The following is a 14,507-nucleotide window of genomic DNA, read 5'->3' as shown; positions in this document are numbered from 1 at the left end:
TGACCCCTTTGTCATGTGCACTGTCGTGGTGCCCGCACGGGCGTGACTGCTGCCAAAGAGTGCAACCGGGCGACGCCGCTGTCAAGATGTATTCATAATTTATGATGACTAAGCGGGCAGCGTAGGATGTCCTTCCGCCAGTCCGCCAGCTGAGAGGGCCCCTCCATTGACCGAACACCGGCCACGCGGGTTGCACGGCCAGACCGTGGAGGCACTGGCCAGCCGGATCCTCTCCGACGAGTGGGGCGAGGGCACCGTCCTCGACCTGCCCGCGCTGCGCGAAGAGCTCGACATCAGCCTGACCGCGTTGCGCGAGGCGCTGAAGGTGCTGGCCGCGAAGGGGATGATCGACGCGCGGCAGAAGCGCGGCACGTTCGTCCAGCCGCGCGAGAAGTGGAACATGCTCGACGCCGACGTCATGCGCTGGCAGACCGCGGCCGCCGACGACCCGGGCCTGCTCGACGAGCTCACCGAGGTCCGCGCGGTCGTCGAACCCGCCGCGGCGCGGATCGCCGCCGAACGCGCGTCCGAGGAGGACCTCGACTCCCTGCGCGAGGCGCTGACCGACATGGCGGCGGCCGGCGACGACGCCGAGGCGAGCGTCCAGGCCGACCTGGCCTTCCACCGGCGGTTGATGACCGCCACCCACAACAACTTCCTGATGCGGATGGAACGGGTCATCGCGATCGGGCTGGCCGAGCGCGACAAGCTGGTGCACGGCGCGTCGGCGGCGGAGGACCCGGTCCCGAGCCACCGGAAGGTGTTCGACGCGATCGTCGCGGGTGACCCGGCCGCCGCCGAGCAGGCGATGCTCGCCCTGGTCACGAAGTCACGCGACGACCTGGCGAAGGCTCAGCGCACGCGGTCCTGACCGGCCGGTTCGAGGGCGGTCTGCAGCATCCGGGCGGCCGCCGCGCGCGGCTCCGGGTCGACCGCGATCAGCGCGTTGACGACGGCTCCGTCGACCAGGGCCACCAGCCGCTCGAGCTCGGCCTCGCTCACCGGCGTGCCCGAGCGGGCGAAGATCTCGGTAAGCAGCTCGTTGAGCTGGACCGACAGCGTGCGCATCAACGGCCGCAGGTACGGACGGCGGCCGGTCGCGACCAGCCGCTCGTACCGCAGGAGCACCGCCTCGGCGTCGGCCTCCGGGTCACCGCTCTCCGGCCCGAGCAGCATCTCCAGCACCAGCTCGACGGTCGCCTGCACCCCGCGGTTGCGGGTCGCGAGCTCCTCCAGCCGGGCGCGGCCCGCCGCCAGCTCGGCGTTCGAATGGCGCTCGACGGCCGCCGTGACCAGGTCTTCCAGCGAGTCGAAGTAGTACGTCGTGGACGCGAGCGGCAGGCCCGCGCGCTCGGCCACCGCCCGGTGCCGCACGGCGTCGAACCCGCCCTCGACGAGCAGTTTCGCGGCGGCCTCGACGAGCGCGGCGCGCCGTCGCTCCCCCTTGGCGGTGGTCGCAGCGGTCATGACCGGTCATTCTGCCAACCGGGCGGACCCGGGCTCAGAAGCGGGGCGCGAGAGCGCGCGCGAACTCGCCGACCTGCCCGGCGTACGGCGCCGTCGCCCCGGCGGAAGGCACGCTCACCAGCACCAGCGCCCCACCGGACGCCGTGGGCACCTGCGCGGTCACCGCGCCGGCCGGCTGGGACTTGAAGACCACCGGAATGCCCTTCGGGTACACCGCCGCGGACACTTCGCCGCCCGGGACCGGGAACCCCGCGGACCGCGACGCCGTCGAACAGGCGCCGCCCGGGACAGCCTGGGAAACGGCGGAGTGGGCGGGGAGCTCGCCAGCGAGGGCAATGGCGAGCTCCCCGTCCACCTCTTCGCACCCGGAGGCGCCTTCGGCCAGTTGGCCGGTCTTCCCGTCCCCGCTGCCCCCCTGCTGGGGCGGCGTGGAAGAGAAGTTCGGTGACTCCCCACCGACCTCAGGACGTGCCGGGTCCACCCCGGGTTGCCCCGAGCCGGGCGCGGACTGCGCCGACACGGCGTTGTCCTTGGCCGCGGTCATCGACTCAGGGGTACCCCCGGACAGCACTCCGTAAGCACCGAACCCGATCACGACGAGCGCCGCGGCGCTGACCCCGGCGGTGATCCGGTTGCGGCGCCGCAGGGTCTGGCGCCGGGACTCGCGGACGACGTCGTCCTGGCTGAAGGTCGGCGACGGCGCGTCCCCGGGCGCGGCGGAGAACAACGAGCGCAGCTCCTGCTCATCCATTGGTCTCCACCTCCCGTTCCAGCACCTGCTTGAGGTTCGCCAGCCCGCGTGCGGTCTGGCTCTTCACGTTGCCTTCGCTGCAGCCCAGCGCCTGCGCCGCGCTGGTCACGTCGAGTCCTTCGAAGAACCGCATGACCAGCACCGCCCGCTGCTTGGGCGGCACTTCCTTCAACGCCGCGAGCAGGTCTTCCCTGGTCGCGACGAGGTCGTCGAGACCGGGCGAGTCGTCGGCCGGCTCCGGCAGCGTCTCGGTCTGCCATTCGCGCCGCCACGGACGTCGCGACTCGTCGATCGACGCCCGGACGAGCGTCGTGCGGACGTATGCGTCGGTCGCCGCGCGATCCCTGATCTTCTTCCACCTCCGGTGCAGCGCGACGAACGCCGTCTGCGCGAGGTCGTCCGCCCGGTGCCAGTCACCGCAGAGCATGTACGCGGTCCGGCGCACGGCGTCCCGCCTGGCGGCGAAGTACTCCGCGAACTCCTGCTCGTCGCGCTGGTCCACGCGCAGTCGTGCTCCGCTCTGTTGTCGTCGGTGGGTAGGACGGAATCAGGGGCGTCCACGGTTGCACGGACCGCCCGGGTTCGACCACTCAAGGGCTCATTGATCCCCGCGAGGTGGGTGTGATGTGATCACTCCGTGACCTTCACGCTGCCGCCGCTGGACTTCCGATCCGACACCGTCACCCGTCCGGATGACACGATGCGCGCGGCGATGGCGTCCGCGGAGGTCGGTGACAACGTCCTCGAGCGCGACCCGACGGTCCAGGCGCTGGAGGAGCGGGCCGCGGACGTGCTGGGCATGCCGGCGGCGCTGTGGGTGCCGAGCGGCACGATGGCGAACCTCGTCGCGCTGAGCCTGCACCTGCAGCGCGGTGACCGGTTCCTCGCGACGCGCGGCGCGCACGTGCTGTCCAACGAGCTGGGTTCGGCGGCCTGGCTGGCCGGCGGGATGCCGGACCCGCTGGAGCACGACGGGGGCCCGGGCCGCCCCTCGCTGGACGCCCTCGCAGCCGCGATCGGACAACCCGGGCCATACTTCACTTTACGGACATCGCTGTTGTGCCTGGAGAACACGCACAACGCGGCCGGCGGCGCGGTGACGCCGCCCGACGAGCACGCCCAGCTGCTGTCCGTCGCGAAGGAAGCCGGTCTGACGGTGCACCTCGACGGCGCCCGGCTGTGGCAGGCCGCGGTCGCGCTGGAGGTGCCGCCCGCCGCGTTGACCGTCGGTGTCGACAGCGTCTCGGCCTGCTTCAGCAAGGGCCTCGGCGCGCCGGTCGGCTCGGTCGTGGCGGGGAGCAAAACCTTCGTCGAGCGCGCCCGCCGGATGCGGCAGATGCTCGGCGGCGGTGTCCGGCAGGGCGGGGTCCTGGCCGCGGCCTGCCTGGTCGCGCTGGACCGGATCCCCGACCTCGCGGACTCCCACGAGAACGCCCGGCGGCTCGCCGAGGGCCTGCGCGAGCACGGCTGGCCGGTCAACACCCCCGACACGAACATCGTGCTCGCCGAGGTGCCCGACATCCCGACCGCGCTGGCCTGGCTCGACTCGCTGGGCGTCCGGGCCGTGCCGATGGCGGGCCGGGTCCGGTTCGTCACCCACCGCGACCTGAGCGCGGCCGACATCGAAGAAGCCTTGCGCCGGATCAAGACCGGCGCCTGAAACGACCTGGGGGCACCGTGAACTGGATCGTGTTCGACTACGGCGACGTGCTGAGCAAGCCGAGCACGGCTCGCCCGGACCTGGCCGCCCGGCTGGGCGCGCCGCTGCCGGAGTTCGAGAAGGCCTATTGGGACCACCGGCTCGCCTACGACGCCGGCAGCACGCCGCTGGAGTACTGGCAGACGGTCGGCGACGCGCTGGGCGTGCCGGTCGACGAGACGCTGTCGGCCGAGCTGACCCGCGTCGACGTCGACGGCTGGGGTCACCTGGAACCGTCTTCGGAGGCGCTGCTCGAAGCGCTCTCGGAAGCGGGCGCGGCACTGGCGCTGCTCTCCAACGCGCCGTCGGTGTTCGGCGAATGGGCCCGCGCCCAGGAGTGGATCCGGCACTTCCGCGTGACGCTGTTCTCCGGCGACGTCCGGTGCGTGAAACCGGACGCCAAGATCTTCCGCCTGCTGCTCGACGAGCTCGGCGCCGAGCCCTCCGACTGCCTGTTCTTCGACGACCGGCAGTCCAATGTGGACGGCGCACGCGCCGTCGGGCTCAAGGCCCAGCTGTGGAACGGCGCCGAAGCGGCGCAGGCCTGGCTGGGCTGAGCTCACCCACACCGCACGTCCGCCTACCCGCCGTGATCCCGGTTGGCCTAGGCTGACCCGGACCCGACTTCCGCGGCAGGTGGCCCCCATGGCGACGAGCGAACGACCGTCGGCCCGCGTCGACTTCGACCGGCCGAGCATCGCCCGTGTCCACGACGCGCTCATGGGCGGGCAGGACAACTACGAGGTCGACCGCGCGGTGCTGCGGCAGATTCTGGAGGTCGCGCCGGAGGCGCCGGCCATGGCGCAGGAAGTGCGGCAGTGGCTGGTGCGCGCCGTCCGGTACCTGACCGAACGGCTCGGAGTCGACCAGTTCCTCGACCTCGGCTCCGGCTTCCCGACGGTGGAGAACACCCACCAGGTGGCGCAGAAGTACAACCCGGAGGCACACGTCGTCTACGTCGACAACGACCCGGTGGTGCAGGCGCACAGCCGGGCCGTGCTGGTCGACAACGACTTCACGCACATCGTGGGCAACGACCTCCTGCGCCCGGCCGAGACGCTGGCCGACGTGAAGCGGCACCTCGACTTCAGCCGCCCGGTCGGGCTCGTGCTGTGCGCGATCGTCCACCACATCACGGACCTCCAGCAGGCGCGGCAGGTGGTCAAGTCCTACGTCGGCGCGATGGCGCCGGGTTCGTACCTGGTCCTGCTGCACCAGCACAACCCCGGCGACGGCTCCGAAGCGGCCGGCGTCGCGGCGTCCCTGCAGGAGCGGTTCAGCGGCACCGGGCTCGACACGCTCTACCGCACGCGCGCCGAGATCGCGTCGTTCTTCGACGGCCTCGAACTGCTCGAGCCCGGGTTGACCGCGCCCCACCTGTGGTGGCCGGACGGGCCGCGCCTGACGCCGCTGACACCGGTCAACTGGACGTCGCTGTGCGGCGTGGCGCGGGTCCCGTGAGACTCAGTAGCGGTTGATGCGCCGGGGGTCCTTCTTGCCGCTGATCGCGCGGTAGCCGGCGGCGCCCAGGAACGCGATGCCGCCGATGATGGCGATCCACAGGACGGCCTTGAACACGAAGCCGATCACGGCGCCCAGCACCATGAACGCCACCCAGGCGACGATCAGGCCGCCGACGATCTTCCAGAACATGGCTTCCTCCGATTGCTCCCGTGGCCCCTCGGCCCGTGCCTCCACTGTGGCACCTCGGCCGGGGAAACTCCCCTCGTCAGGCCAACGTTCGGGGTTAAATCAGGGTTCCCCCTGGCGGAGCCACCCCCCGAGCCGGCGGACGCCTTCGTCGATGTCCTCGGCGCTGCCCGCGAAGGAGAACCGGACGAACTTCCCGCCGTCGACCGGGTCGAAGTCGACGCCGGGCGTGATGGCGAGCCCGGTGTCGGCGAGCAGGCGCCGGCACCAGCTCAGGCTGTCCTCGGTGTACGCGCTGACGTCGGCGTACGCGTAGAAGGCGCCGTCGGCGGGCGCGAGCTTGTCGAGGCCGATGCGCTTCAGTCCGGCGAAGAGCCGGTCGCGGTTGGCGCGGTAGTGCTCGACGTGCGCGTCGGCCTCCGCGTACGCCTCCGGGGTGAAGGCGGCGAGCGCGGCGTACTGCGAAACCGCGGGCGGGCAGATGGTGAAGTTGCCGGTCAGGACGTCGACCGCGCGGTGGAGGCGCTGCGGCACGAGCATCCAGCCGAGCCGCCAGCCGGTCATCGCGAAGTACTTCGAGAAGCTGCCCAGCACCATCGGCTCGCGGCCGTACTGCCACGCGCAGTCGAGCTCGGCGCCGTAGGAGATGCCGTGGTAGATCTCGTCGCTGATCAGCTGGACGCCGTGTGACGCGCACCAGCCGGTGATGGCGGCGAGCTCCCCGGGCGGCAGCACGGTGCCGGTGGGGTTGCTCGGGCTGGCGACGATCAGGCCGTCGATCGGACCGAGCTCTTCGAGCAGGGCGACGGTGGGCTGGAAGTTCGTCTCGGCGCCGGTGGCGAACTCGACGACCTCGCAGCCCAGCACGGACAGCAGGTTGCGGTAGGCGGGGTAGCCGGGCCGGGCCATCGCGACCTTCGCGCCGGGGTCGAAGGCGCTGAGGAAGGCGAGCAGGAACCCGCCGGAGGACCCGGTGGTCAGCACGACGTCCTGCGCGCTGACGTCGAGACCGTACTTCCGCAGGTAGTGCCCGGCGACGGCCTCGCGCAGCTCGGGGATGCCGAGCTGCTCGGTGTAGCCGAGGGTGCGCTTGCCCAGCGCTTCCCGGGCCGCCTCGAGCACGGCTTCCGGCGCCGGCGCGGACGGCTGCCCGGCGGCGAGCGACACCAGATCGCCGTGACTGCGCTGCCGCGCGCCCGCCGCGGAAAGGACGTCCATGACGTGGAACGGCGGCACACCGGCCCGCAGCGCGGGACCCGCCTCGAGGTCGGCCATGCGGCCAGGCTAGTTGGCCGCGGGAGTCAGTACCCCTGGTAGGCGCCGCCGTGGGCCATGGCCTTGATGCCGGGCACGTTGCCGAGGCCGCCGTAGCGGTCGTAGGAGTACCGGACACCCGCGATGATGTTGTCGACCGGGTTGTAGATGTTGTCGTGGCCGGGCAGCTTGTGCGCGTTGAACGTCGAGTCGATGCACTGCATGAGCCCCTTGGACGGGTGCCCCGCGGCCGCGTTCGAGTCCCAGTTGTTGATGGCGTTGGGATTCCCGCCCGACTCGTGCTGGATGATCGCCCAGATGTTCGGGATGTCGGCGTCGGTCACGGGCACACCGGCGGCCTGGAGCGCCTTGATGGCCTCCTGGATCCACTGCTGGACGTTCCCCGGCGGCGGCGACGACGGGGGGCCGCCGCTGGGGCCGAGGCCACCGCCTCCGCCACCACCACCGCCGCCTCCTCCGCCACCGCCGCCGTGGTGGGAGGAGCCGTTGCTGTGGATGCCGCCGGTGCTCTGCGGGACCGTGCCGTCGCTGGTGGGCAGGGGAACCTTCGAGTAGCCTCCCTCGATCTGCGTCTTCATCAACGTCTGGGACTGCTTGACGAGGTCTTCGGCCGTCTTCATCAAGGGGTCGATCTTGCCCAGCGCGGTGGTCGCCTGCTGCTGGTTGAACGTGTTGGCCGCGTCGACGATCGCCTTCGACGAAGGCGGCGGCGGGCCTGACTTGTCACCGCGCGCGTACTCCGCTTCGGCGTTCATCGCGGCCCGGGCCTTCGGCGTATCGGTGTCGATCCTCGTCTGGATCGCCGTCCGTGCGCTCTCGAAGGCGTCGTGCACATTGCGCTTGATGTCGCCGAGCTGCGAAGAAAGCTGGCTGAGGTCGTTGCCGACGTCGGTGAGGTGCGTCTGCACCTTGTCGCCCGCGGTGGTGATCTGCTTTACGTAGCCGACGAACGCGTCCGCGGCCGGGCCCTTCCACACACCGGCGGACAGCGAGTCGGTGGCCGACTTCATCGCCGCGCTGTGGTCACCGGCCTGCGTCGCGGCGGTCTTGAACTGCTGGGCCGCCTTTTCGATCGACTCCGGCTTGATTCCGTCGACCTGCTTCTGCTTGGCCTCGATGTCCGGCCAGTTCGGTGGGAAGTCGATCAGCCCCGCCACGGTTCCGCCCCCTTTTCATCCCGGCCCGCGGAGGCCGTCCGGTGCCCGCTCACTGGTTCCCGTGCTCGTGCAGCTTGAGGTCGCTCGCACCGACCTGGTCGGTTTCGGCGATCAGGCCGGCGGCTTTCCGCAGCACGAACCCGGTCGCCTCCATCAGCTTTCCGGCCGCGTCGAACTCGGTGTGCACGCCCTGCTTGAACTCGCCGACCGCGCCGTGCACGTCCTGCGAACCGCCCATGGTGCCGAAGGGGCTTTCCTTCTCGTCGTCGACGCCGGTCAGGTGCTTCTTCGACTTCTCGAACTCGTCCTTGAGCTGCTCCACCTGGCGTGCCGCGATGGCCATCGAGTCCGGGTCGTAGACAGGCACGGTTCGTCATCCCCTTCGCAAACTTGCATCCGCCCGATCAGACGTCGTCATGACCGGAACGGTTCCCGCGCTTACTTTATGACTTTCCCGTGCTCGCGCGTGCGGATCTCCGTCAACTTCCACCCCAGCGGGCGCCGGACACGCTTTGTAGCATGTCCGGCGGGGAGGAAACCGATCATGAAGGCGGCATGGGCCGCGTGCTGCTGGGGGTGTCGCCCGACGGCCGGCTCGTGGCCGTCAAAAGGAAGCCGTCGAGGAGGCGGGCCCGCTGCCTCCGGCGGCCATGCGGATCCTCGCCGTCGGGCTCGCGTCGGCGCTCACCGAAATCCACCGGGCCGGCGTGGTCCACCGGGACCTCAAGCCGAGGAACGTCCTGCTCATCGACTTCGGCATCGCCCGCGCGGCCGAAGGTGACTCCGAACCGACGCACACCGGCTCGATCATCGGCTCACCCGGATTCATGTCCCCGAGCAGGCCGACGGCCGGACCGTCACCCCCGCGAGTGACGTCTTCTCCCTGGGCGCGCTGCTCGTGATGGCTGCGACGGGCCGGGCGCCGTTCGGCGGCGGGTCGACCTGATCGGTGGCCAGAAGGCGCAGGTCGGTCACGTTCTGGCGCTCCCGCAACCGCCACCGCCGAAGGCGGCGAAGAAACGCCGCTGGCCGCTGGTGGCGGTCGCCGTTGCCGTGGTGGCCGTTGCCGGAGCGACGGTGGCTCTTGTGGCGGCGAACCAGGACCGGTCGGGTGCTCGATGCCGGGCACCGGCCGGGTCAAACCGGCCGACCGCAGCGGGGGCCTGCTCGACCAGTGCTCCCTGTCGTTCGACGAGACGGCGGACCGGACCCGCAGCACCACTGTGGACCTCAGCCTCTACAACCCCCGACCGCGCCGGACAAGTCGATCACGGCCACCGCGCGACGCTCGTCCGGTGATGCGTGCGAGACCCCCCGAGAGGCGATTTCGGTGATCCTGAAGGAGATCGCCGGCGGAACGGCCGAGCGGTTCCCGAGCGCGGCGGCACGGGCCAGGACCTCAGCGTCGACGGCCGGCGTGCGGTCGACCTGGCCGGCACGAAGGCCTACGAGCAGCTCGACAACCGCGACGGGGGAACCCGCCGGTGCACGATCACCTGGACGCACCGGAAGGTCGACGCGTACGTCACCGAGGAGTTCAGCCTCGTCTTCACCCCCGACCCGCAGCCGCCGGACACCACGGGCGTCTGCGCGGCGGCCGAAAAGTTCGTCGGCGAGGTGATGTCCCGGCTGCCGCCGGTGAAGTAGCTCAGGCCTCCGCCATCAGTTCGCGGATCCGGGTCGCCAGCAGGGTGTTGTCCGCCGGGGTGACGGTGGCCCACTCGCGGCCGTCGCGGTCGGTCTCCACCTGGAACAGGTAGCGGCCCGCGTCCGTGTCGAAGAACGCCACCACCCGGTTGGCCCGGTGGGCCATGCCGTCGCGGCCCGTGCGCTCCGCGCCGAACTGGCCGCGGGCCTCCTGGCCCAGCAGCATTCCCGACAGCTCCTGGGCCTGGAACAGCACGACGCCACGGTCTTCCAGCGCCGTCACCATCGCCTTCGGGTCGCCCTTCGCCGCCGCGTCCGCCGCGCGGAGGACGTCGTACGGGATGCTGACCGTCTGGCCGATGCCCGGGGCCAGATCTCCGGCGACCGAGACCGCCGCCTCCGGGAGGCCGTCCTCGGTGGCCGGGATCAGCCAGACCTCGGCGTTGTCGACCACCGCCAGCACCGCCTGGCTGCGGACGCTCACCGCGCGGCCGCGGATCTCGCGCTCCGCCCACACCCAGACGTCGACCGCCGACTGCGGGCGGGCCAGCAGGTGCAGCATGTCGGCCACCTCGCCGGACACCCGGCCGTTGCGGGCCAGGCGCCGCTCGGTCAGCGACGCCCAGGCCGCCTCGACCACCTCACGGCGTTCCGTGCGGGTGGTTCCCGCACTCGGCACGTCCAGCGCGACGTGCCGGCGCGGTAGTTCGAACGACTCCCAGAGCACGTCGAACTCGGACGCGGACAGGACCAGCGACACCGTCAGCGCACATCCTCGCCGTGGTCACCGAGCACGTCGGGCGAAACCATCCGCTGGTCGGCGAACAGATCCTGGTCGTCGACGCCGAAGCGGCGGACGTGCTCGGCGTCGTCCTCCTGCGGCGCGGCCTCCGACAGGAACTTCGTCGCGCCGCGCTCCTGCTTCGGGCTGATCTGCTCCGACTTCCGCAGCGCCGCGGCCTCCTCCTCGGGGAGCTCGCCGACCGGCAACGGCCGCACCGGGCCCTTGGCCTGGCCGCGTTCGCGCCGCTGGCGGTCCTTGTCGCCGCTCAGCGCGCCGCCGGCCGCGCCCGCGCCGACCGCCGCCGCGCCCGCGCCGATCTCACCCGGCGTCGCACCGGGCTTCGCCACGAAACCGCGTTCGGCCGTGAACTGGCCGGGCGGCAGCGGGGGTTGCTGGAGCGCGCCGACCGTGCGGCCCTTGGCCAGCAGCCCGTCCGCGCCGCGGTCGGCGCCGCCGAGGGAGCCGCCGATGCCGGTCGAGCCACCACCGGTCGAGCCACCACCGCCGAGCGACTTGATCGGGGCCGTCGCCGGCGCCGAGCCGGGCGGGAGCGCGCCGGGCGCACCCGGCGGGACGAACGGGTCGCCGCCGCCCCCGCCACCCGGGCCGGGGGTGAAGCGGCCGCCGCCCGAGGGGTCGCCGGACGGGCCGCGGCCCGGGGAGTTGACCCAGCCGGGGCCGGGCGTGGCCGTGGTCGGCGGCCGCACGCCCGAAGGCGTGGTGGTCGAGCCCGACGGCGTCGTGTGCTGGGCGGCCGGGGCGGTCACCGAGCCGGTCTGGCGGGGCGGCTGCGCGACCGGGCGGGCCGGCTGCTGCGCCGCGACGCCGTAGACCGGGGTCGGTGGGTCGGCGTGGACCTGGTGCGACACCGGCTGCACCACGGGCGGCTCGACGCGCACCGACCGGACCTTGTCCGAAGCCGGTTTCACCTCGCCGTCCGGGGTCACCCCGACCGACGCGGCGGCGACGTCGAGCACTCCCGGCGTCACGCCCGGCGCGGCCAGCTTCAGCGACTCGGGGTCCGACAGCGACTGCGTCGAAAGCAGGTTGGCGCCGCTGTCCTGCGCGTACTCGTTCAGGGCCTGCGTGGCCTGCGCCTTGGCGTTGTTGGCCGCTTCGACCTGCCGCGCGTGGTCGGTCTCGAAGCCGATCAGGCTCAGCAGCAGGCCGTCGGTGAGCGTGTAGCCGCCCGCGCCCTTCCGGACCGTTTCGGCGTCCGGCAGCTTGTACTTGGTGCGGTTGAACGACTCACCCTGCTCGAAGACCATCTCCGCGGCGTGCGCGACCTTCGTCGTCGCGTCCTGGGAGAACCCGGCCTGCTCGGTGAGCACCTGGCTCGCCGCGCCGCCGGCCTGGCTCTGCCACTCGACACCCAGCTTGAGCAGTTGCGCGCGCAGCGTCTGGTCGGTGTGGGCGAGCGCGGTCGCGACGGCCTTCAGCGCGTCGACGGCGGTCCCGATGCTGCCGGTGCCGTCGCCGTTGACCATCCGCGTGATCTGGTCGGCGATCGCGGTGTTGGTCCAGCCGTCGAAGCGGTGGTTCCGGATCCCGGCCGCGAGCTCGGAGAATTCCACGCGCCCTCCCTAGTTGCGTGCTTTCAAGGACTGCAGCGCCACGTCGGCGGCGTGCGCCGACATGTCGCACAGCTGCGGCTGCGTGAGCTTGCCGCGGGTGATGGCGAACGTCTGGACGGCCAGGGTCTGGCCGCGGGCGACGCCGACGAGCGTCTCGCAGTCGGCGGGGTCGCCGGCCGCGCGGTAGTTCGTCAGCGCCGGGTACCCGCCGATGGTCTTCGGCACGGTGGTCATGCTGTTCTTCTTGCGGGACCCGGTGATCCACTCGCCGAGGTCCGCCGACACCGCCCGCACGTGGTAGGAGTGCACCGGCTCGGCGCCGTCGGCGTCGAACACGCACGTCGGGCCGTCCTGGGGCGCGGCTTCCCGAGGTGCGCTGGTGATCTTCATCGAGTCGAGCTCGACCTGCGGGAACACCTCGCACAGGTTGACCCCCTGCAGGGTCAGGTCGGCCGGGCGCTGGGGCAGCTGGGCCGCCTTCGCGCTCTGGGACGCCGCTGTCGCGGCCGTCTCGACCGGGTAGGGCGTGCCGTCGGCGCCCGCCGAGCAGCCGGCGAGCGCCGCCGTCGCGAGCACGCCCCCGGTGATCCCCAGCGTCCGGTTACGCACCGTGCTTGCCGCGGTCACCGAACACCGCCGCCTTCTCCTCGTCGCTGACCTGGTAGTCCTTGGCGGCGTCACGCAGCTGCGAGACGAGCTGCTTGAGGCCCGCGACGTACTGGCGGACCTGCCCGGCGTAGGAGCGGTCGCCGTCGGCGATCAGGGAGTTCCAGGCCTCGATCGACTGGGTGCTGACCACGTCGGCCGACGGCGCGTCGATCCGCAGCTCGCCGAGCCGGGTCAGCAGCTGGTCTTCGAGGGCGTTGGTCTGCTCTTCGACGATCCGGGCGACGTCCAGGAGCTTGTCCGGGTGGACCAGGACGTCCGCGGCCGCCGGCGCCACCGGGACGGCCGAGGTGAGGTCGTACGAGGGTCCTGACATGCGCTCCCCTGACGTCATACGGACAGTGACCGGCCGACTCCCGTCGAGGCTACCAACCCGGGTGTGACAGCAGGCTGAGATTGGACGAACTTCGTCCCCCGCCGGTTCCCGGTCAGACGCGCTGTTTCGCCGCCGAGACGCCGACCTCGCCGTTCGCCGCCTTCAGCGCGATGTCCGTGCGGTGGTGCGAGCCCGCGAGGTGCACCTTTTCCACGGTTTCGTACGCGTGCCGGCGTGCCGACTTGAGCGTCTTGCCGGTGCCGACGACCGAGAGGACCCGGCCGCCGGAGGAGACCACGGCGCCGTCGTCACGGCGGCGCGTGCCGGCGTGCAGGACCCCTTCGAGCTCGGCCCCGGTGATGACGTCGCCGGTGCGCGGCTTGCCCGGGTACCCGTCGGCGGCGATCACGACGGTGACCGCGGCGCCGCCGGACCACTCCAGCGGCGGGTGCTCGGCGAGCTTGCCGGTGGCGGTGGCGTGCATCAGCCCGGCGATCGGCGTGCGCAGCAGCGCCAGCACGACCTGCGTCTCCGGGTCGCCGAAGCGGCAGTTGAACTCGATGACCTGCGGGCCCTCGGACGTCAGCGCCAGCCCGGCGTAGAGCAGGCCGGAGAACGACGCGTCGCGCGCGACCAGCTCGTCGGCGACCGGCTGGACGACCTTCTCGACCAGCTCGTCGACCAGGTTCTCGGGGGCCCAGGGCAGCGGCGCGTAGGCGCCCATGCCGCCGGTGTTCGGGCCCGCGTCGTCGTCGCCGACCCGCTTGAAGTCCTGCGCGGGCAGCAGCGGGACGACGGTGTGGCCGTCGACGAAGCAGAACAGCGAGGCCTCCGGGCCGTCCAAAAAGGACTCCAGGAGGACCGGGTGGCCGCCGTCGAGCAGCATGATCGCGTGCTTGCGCGCGACGTCGTAGTCGGTCGTGACGACCACGCCCTTGCCCGCGGCGAGGCCGTCGTCCTTGACCACCCACGTCGGGCCGAAGCGGTTGAGCGCGGCGTCGAGGCGGGCCGGGTTGTCGACCACCTCGCTGCGCGCGGTCGGCACGTCCGCCGCGGCCATGACGTCCTTCGCGAACGCCTTCGAGCCTTCGATGCGGGCCGCCGCGGCCGACGGGCCGAAGCAGGCGATGCCCGCCTTGCGGACGGCGTCGGCGACGCCGGCGACGAGCGGGACCTCGGGCCCGACCACCACCAGGTCGGCCTGCCAGCTCTTCGCGAGGGCGGTGACCGCTTCCGGGTCCGCCGCGTCGACGCCGAGCTGCTCGGCCATCGCGGCCGTCCCGGCGTTGCCGGGCGCGCAGGCCAGCGCGGTGACCGTGGGGTCGCCGGACGCCGCGAGGACGAGTGCATGCTCGCGGGCGCCGGACCCGATTACCAGTACGCGCACACCGCACAGGGTATCCGGCGGGGTTCGGCCCGGACATTTCGCCGTCCCCGGAACGGGTGGCCACGTGTCGTTTACCGGCCCGTCCGCCCAGGTTGGACCGCGCGACGCTTGCGGCATCAAGGGTGGCGCGAGTA

General features: G+C 72.0%; 17 protein-coding genes and 1 pseudogene. 6 read left to right on the top strand and 12 right to left on the bottom strand.

What is annotated here, in order from left to right:
* Nucleotides 1–166: 166 nt before the first annotated feature.
* A complete protein-coding gene (locus tag ACZ63E_RS02375; protein ID WP_465312920.1) occupies nucleotides 167–871 on the top strand; it encodes a FadR/GntR family transcriptional regulator in 705 nt (234 codons plus the stop codon).
* On the opposite strand, the gene ACZ63E_RS02370 is transcribed toward ACZ63E_RS02375, so the two are convergent.
* Genes ACZ63E_RS02370 through ACZ63E_RS02360 form a run of 3 tightly spaced genes read right to left on the bottom strand, consistent with a single transcriptional unit; the run spans nucleotide 853 to nucleotide 2,720 of the window.
* Nucleotides 853–1,467 (bottom strand): TetR/AcrR family transcriptional regulator, encoded by a 615-nt coding sequence (locus ACZ63E_RS02370; RefSeq protein WP_465333652.1) that lies wholly within the window; start codon nucleotides 1,465–1,467, stop codon nucleotides 853–855. The two genes, ACZ63E_RS02375 and ACZ63E_RS02370, sit on opposite strands and share 19 nt — an antisense overlap.
* A gap of 34 nt (nucleotides 1,468–1,501) precedes the next feature.
* Nucleotides 1,502–2,218, bottom strand: coding sequence for a hypothetical protein (locus tag ACZ63E_RS02365; protein WP_465333650.1), 717 nt, complete (start codon nucleotides 2,216–2,218; stop codon nucleotides 1,502–1,504).
* A complete protein-coding gene (locus ACZ63E_RS02360) occupies nucleotides 2,211–2,720 on the bottom strand; it encodes a SigE family RNA polymerase sigma factor (protein WP_465312917.1) in 510 nt (169 codons plus the stop codon). The genes ACZ63E_RS02365 and ACZ63E_RS02360 overlap by 8 nt, the downstream gene beginning before the upstream one ends.
* A gap of 135 nt (nucleotides 2,721–2,855) precedes the next feature.
* On the opposite strand from ACZ63E_RS02360, the gene ACZ63E_RS02355 reads away from it, so the two are divergent.
* The 3 genes from ACZ63E_RS02355 to ACZ63E_RS02345 all read left to right on the top strand — a co-directional run bounded on the left by ACZ63E_RS02355 (nucleotide 2,856) and on the right by ACZ63E_RS02345 (nucleotide 5,378).
* Nucleotides 2,856–3,878, top strand: coding sequence for a threonine aldolase family protein (locus tag ACZ63E_RS02355; RefSeq protein WP_465333649.1), 1,023 nt, complete (start codon nucleotides 2,856–2,858; stop codon nucleotides 3,876–3,878).
* Nucleotides 3,879–3,895: 17 nt separating this feature from the next.
* Nucleotides 3,896–4,474 carry an HAD family hydrolase gene (locus tag ACZ63E_RS02350; protein ID WP_465333647.1) on the top strand — a complete coding sequence of 193 codons (579 nt, stop codon included), beginning with the start codon at nucleotides 3,896–3,898 and terminating at the stop codon, nucleotides 4,472–4,474.
* A gap of 88 nt (nucleotides 4,475–4,562) precedes the next feature.
* Entirely contained in the window at nucleotides 4,563–5,378 is an 816-nt protein-coding gene (locus ACZ63E_RS02345) for an SAM-dependent methyltransferase (RefSeq protein WP_465333645.1), read from the top strand.
* A 3-nt stretch (nucleotides 5,379–5,381) separates the two neighbouring features.
* Here ACZ63E_RS02345 and ACZ63E_RS02340 read toward each other — a convergent pair whose 3' ends face one another.
* From ACZ63E_RS02340 to ACZ63E_RS02325, 4 genes are all read right to left on the bottom strand, one after another.
* Nucleotides 5,382–5,570, bottom strand: a complete 189-nt coding sequence (locus tag ACZ63E_RS02340; protein WP_364610651.1) for a hypothetical protein — start codon at nucleotides 5,568–5,570, stop codon at nucleotides 5,382–5,384.
* A gap of 99 nt (nucleotides 5,571–5,669) precedes the next feature.
* Nucleotides 5,670–6,842 carry a pyridoxal phosphate-dependent aminotransferase gene (locus ACZ63E_RS02335; RefSeq protein ID WP_465333644.1) on the bottom strand — a complete coding sequence of 391 codons (1,173 nt, stop codon included), beginning with the start codon at nucleotides 6,840–6,842 and terminating at the stop codon, nucleotides 5,670–5,672.
* A 26-nt stretch (nucleotides 6,843–6,868) separates the two neighbouring features.
* A complete protein-coding gene (locus tag ACZ63E_RS02330; protein WP_465334359.1) occupies nucleotides 6,869–7,990 on the bottom strand; it encodes a transglycosylase SLT domain-containing protein in 1,122 nt (373 codons plus the stop codon).
* Nucleotides 7,991–8,048: 58 nt separating this feature from the next.
* On the bottom strand, nucleotides 8,049–8,366 hold the full coding sequence (locus tag ACZ63E_RS02325) for a hypothetical protein (RefSeq protein ID WP_465333643.1): 318 nt from the start codon (nucleotides 8,364–8,366) through the stop codon (nucleotides 8,049–8,051).
* Between the two features lie 152 nt (nucleotides 8,367–8,518).
* Between ACZ63E_RS02325 and ACZ63E_RS02320 the strand changes: the two are divergent.
* Both ACZ63E_RS02320 and ACZ63E_RS02315 read left to right on the top strand, forming a co-directional pair.
* Nucleotides 8,519–8,942 (top strand): annotated as a pseudogene (locus tag ACZ63E_RS02320) (protein kinase domain-containing protein); the annotation flags it as partial.
* Nucleotides 8,943–9,301: 359 nt separating this feature from the next.
* Nucleotides 9,302–9,646: a hypothetical protein gene (locus ACZ63E_RS02315; RefSeq protein ID WP_465333641.1), complete on the top strand. Its 345-nt coding sequence runs from the start codon at nucleotides 9,302–9,304 to the stop codon at nucleotides 9,644–9,646.
* Nucleotide 9,647: 1 nt separating this feature from the next.
* Here the strand turns inward: ACZ63E_RS02315 and ACZ63E_RS02310 are convergent, their stop codons facing one another.
* The 5 genes from ACZ63E_RS02310 to purD all read right to left on the bottom strand — a co-directional run bounded on the left by ACZ63E_RS02310 (nucleotide 9,648) and on the right by purD (nucleotide 14,373).
* Nucleotides 9,648–10,406, bottom strand: coding sequence for an ESX secretion-associated protein EspG (locus tag ACZ63E_RS02310; RefSeq protein ID WP_465333640.1), 759 nt, complete (start codon nucleotides 10,404–10,406; stop codon nucleotides 9,648–9,650).
* A 2-nt stretch (nucleotides 10,407–10,408) separates the two neighbouring features.
* Nucleotides 10,409–12,004: a hypothetical protein gene (locus ACZ63E_RS02305; protein WP_465333639.1), complete on the bottom strand. Its 1,596-nt coding sequence runs from the start codon at nucleotides 12,002–12,004 to the stop codon at nucleotides 10,409–10,411.
* Nucleotides 12,005–12,013: 9 nt separating this feature from the next.
* On the bottom strand, nucleotides 12,014–12,580 hold the full coding sequence (locus ACZ63E_RS02300; protein ID WP_465334357.1) for a DUF3558 domain-containing protein: 567 nt from the start codon (nucleotides 12,578–12,580) through the stop codon (nucleotides 12,014–12,016).
* A 25-nt stretch (nucleotides 12,581–12,605) separates the two neighbouring features.
* Complete coding sequence (locus ACZ63E_RS02295) at nucleotides 12,606–12,986, bottom strand: hypothetical protein (RefSeq protein WP_465312910.1); 381 nt, start codon at nucleotides 12,984–12,986, stop codon at nucleotides 12,606–12,608.
* Nucleotides 12,987–13,098: 112 nt separating this feature from the next.
* Nucleotides 13,099–14,373 carry a phosphoribosylamine--glycine ligase gene (gene purD / locus ACZ63E_RS02290; protein ID WP_465333638.1) on the bottom strand — a complete coding sequence of 425 codons (1,275 nt, stop codon included), beginning with the start codon at nucleotides 14,371–14,373 and terminating at the stop codon, nucleotides 13,099–13,101.
* Between the last annotated feature and the right edge of the window lie 134 nt (nucleotides 14,374–14,507).

This window comes from Amycolatopsis sp. NPDC104819, from assembly GCF_055583145.1.
The sequence above is the reverse complement of the archived record's forward strand: the minus strand, read 5'-3'. Positions and strand labels throughout refer to the sequence as shown.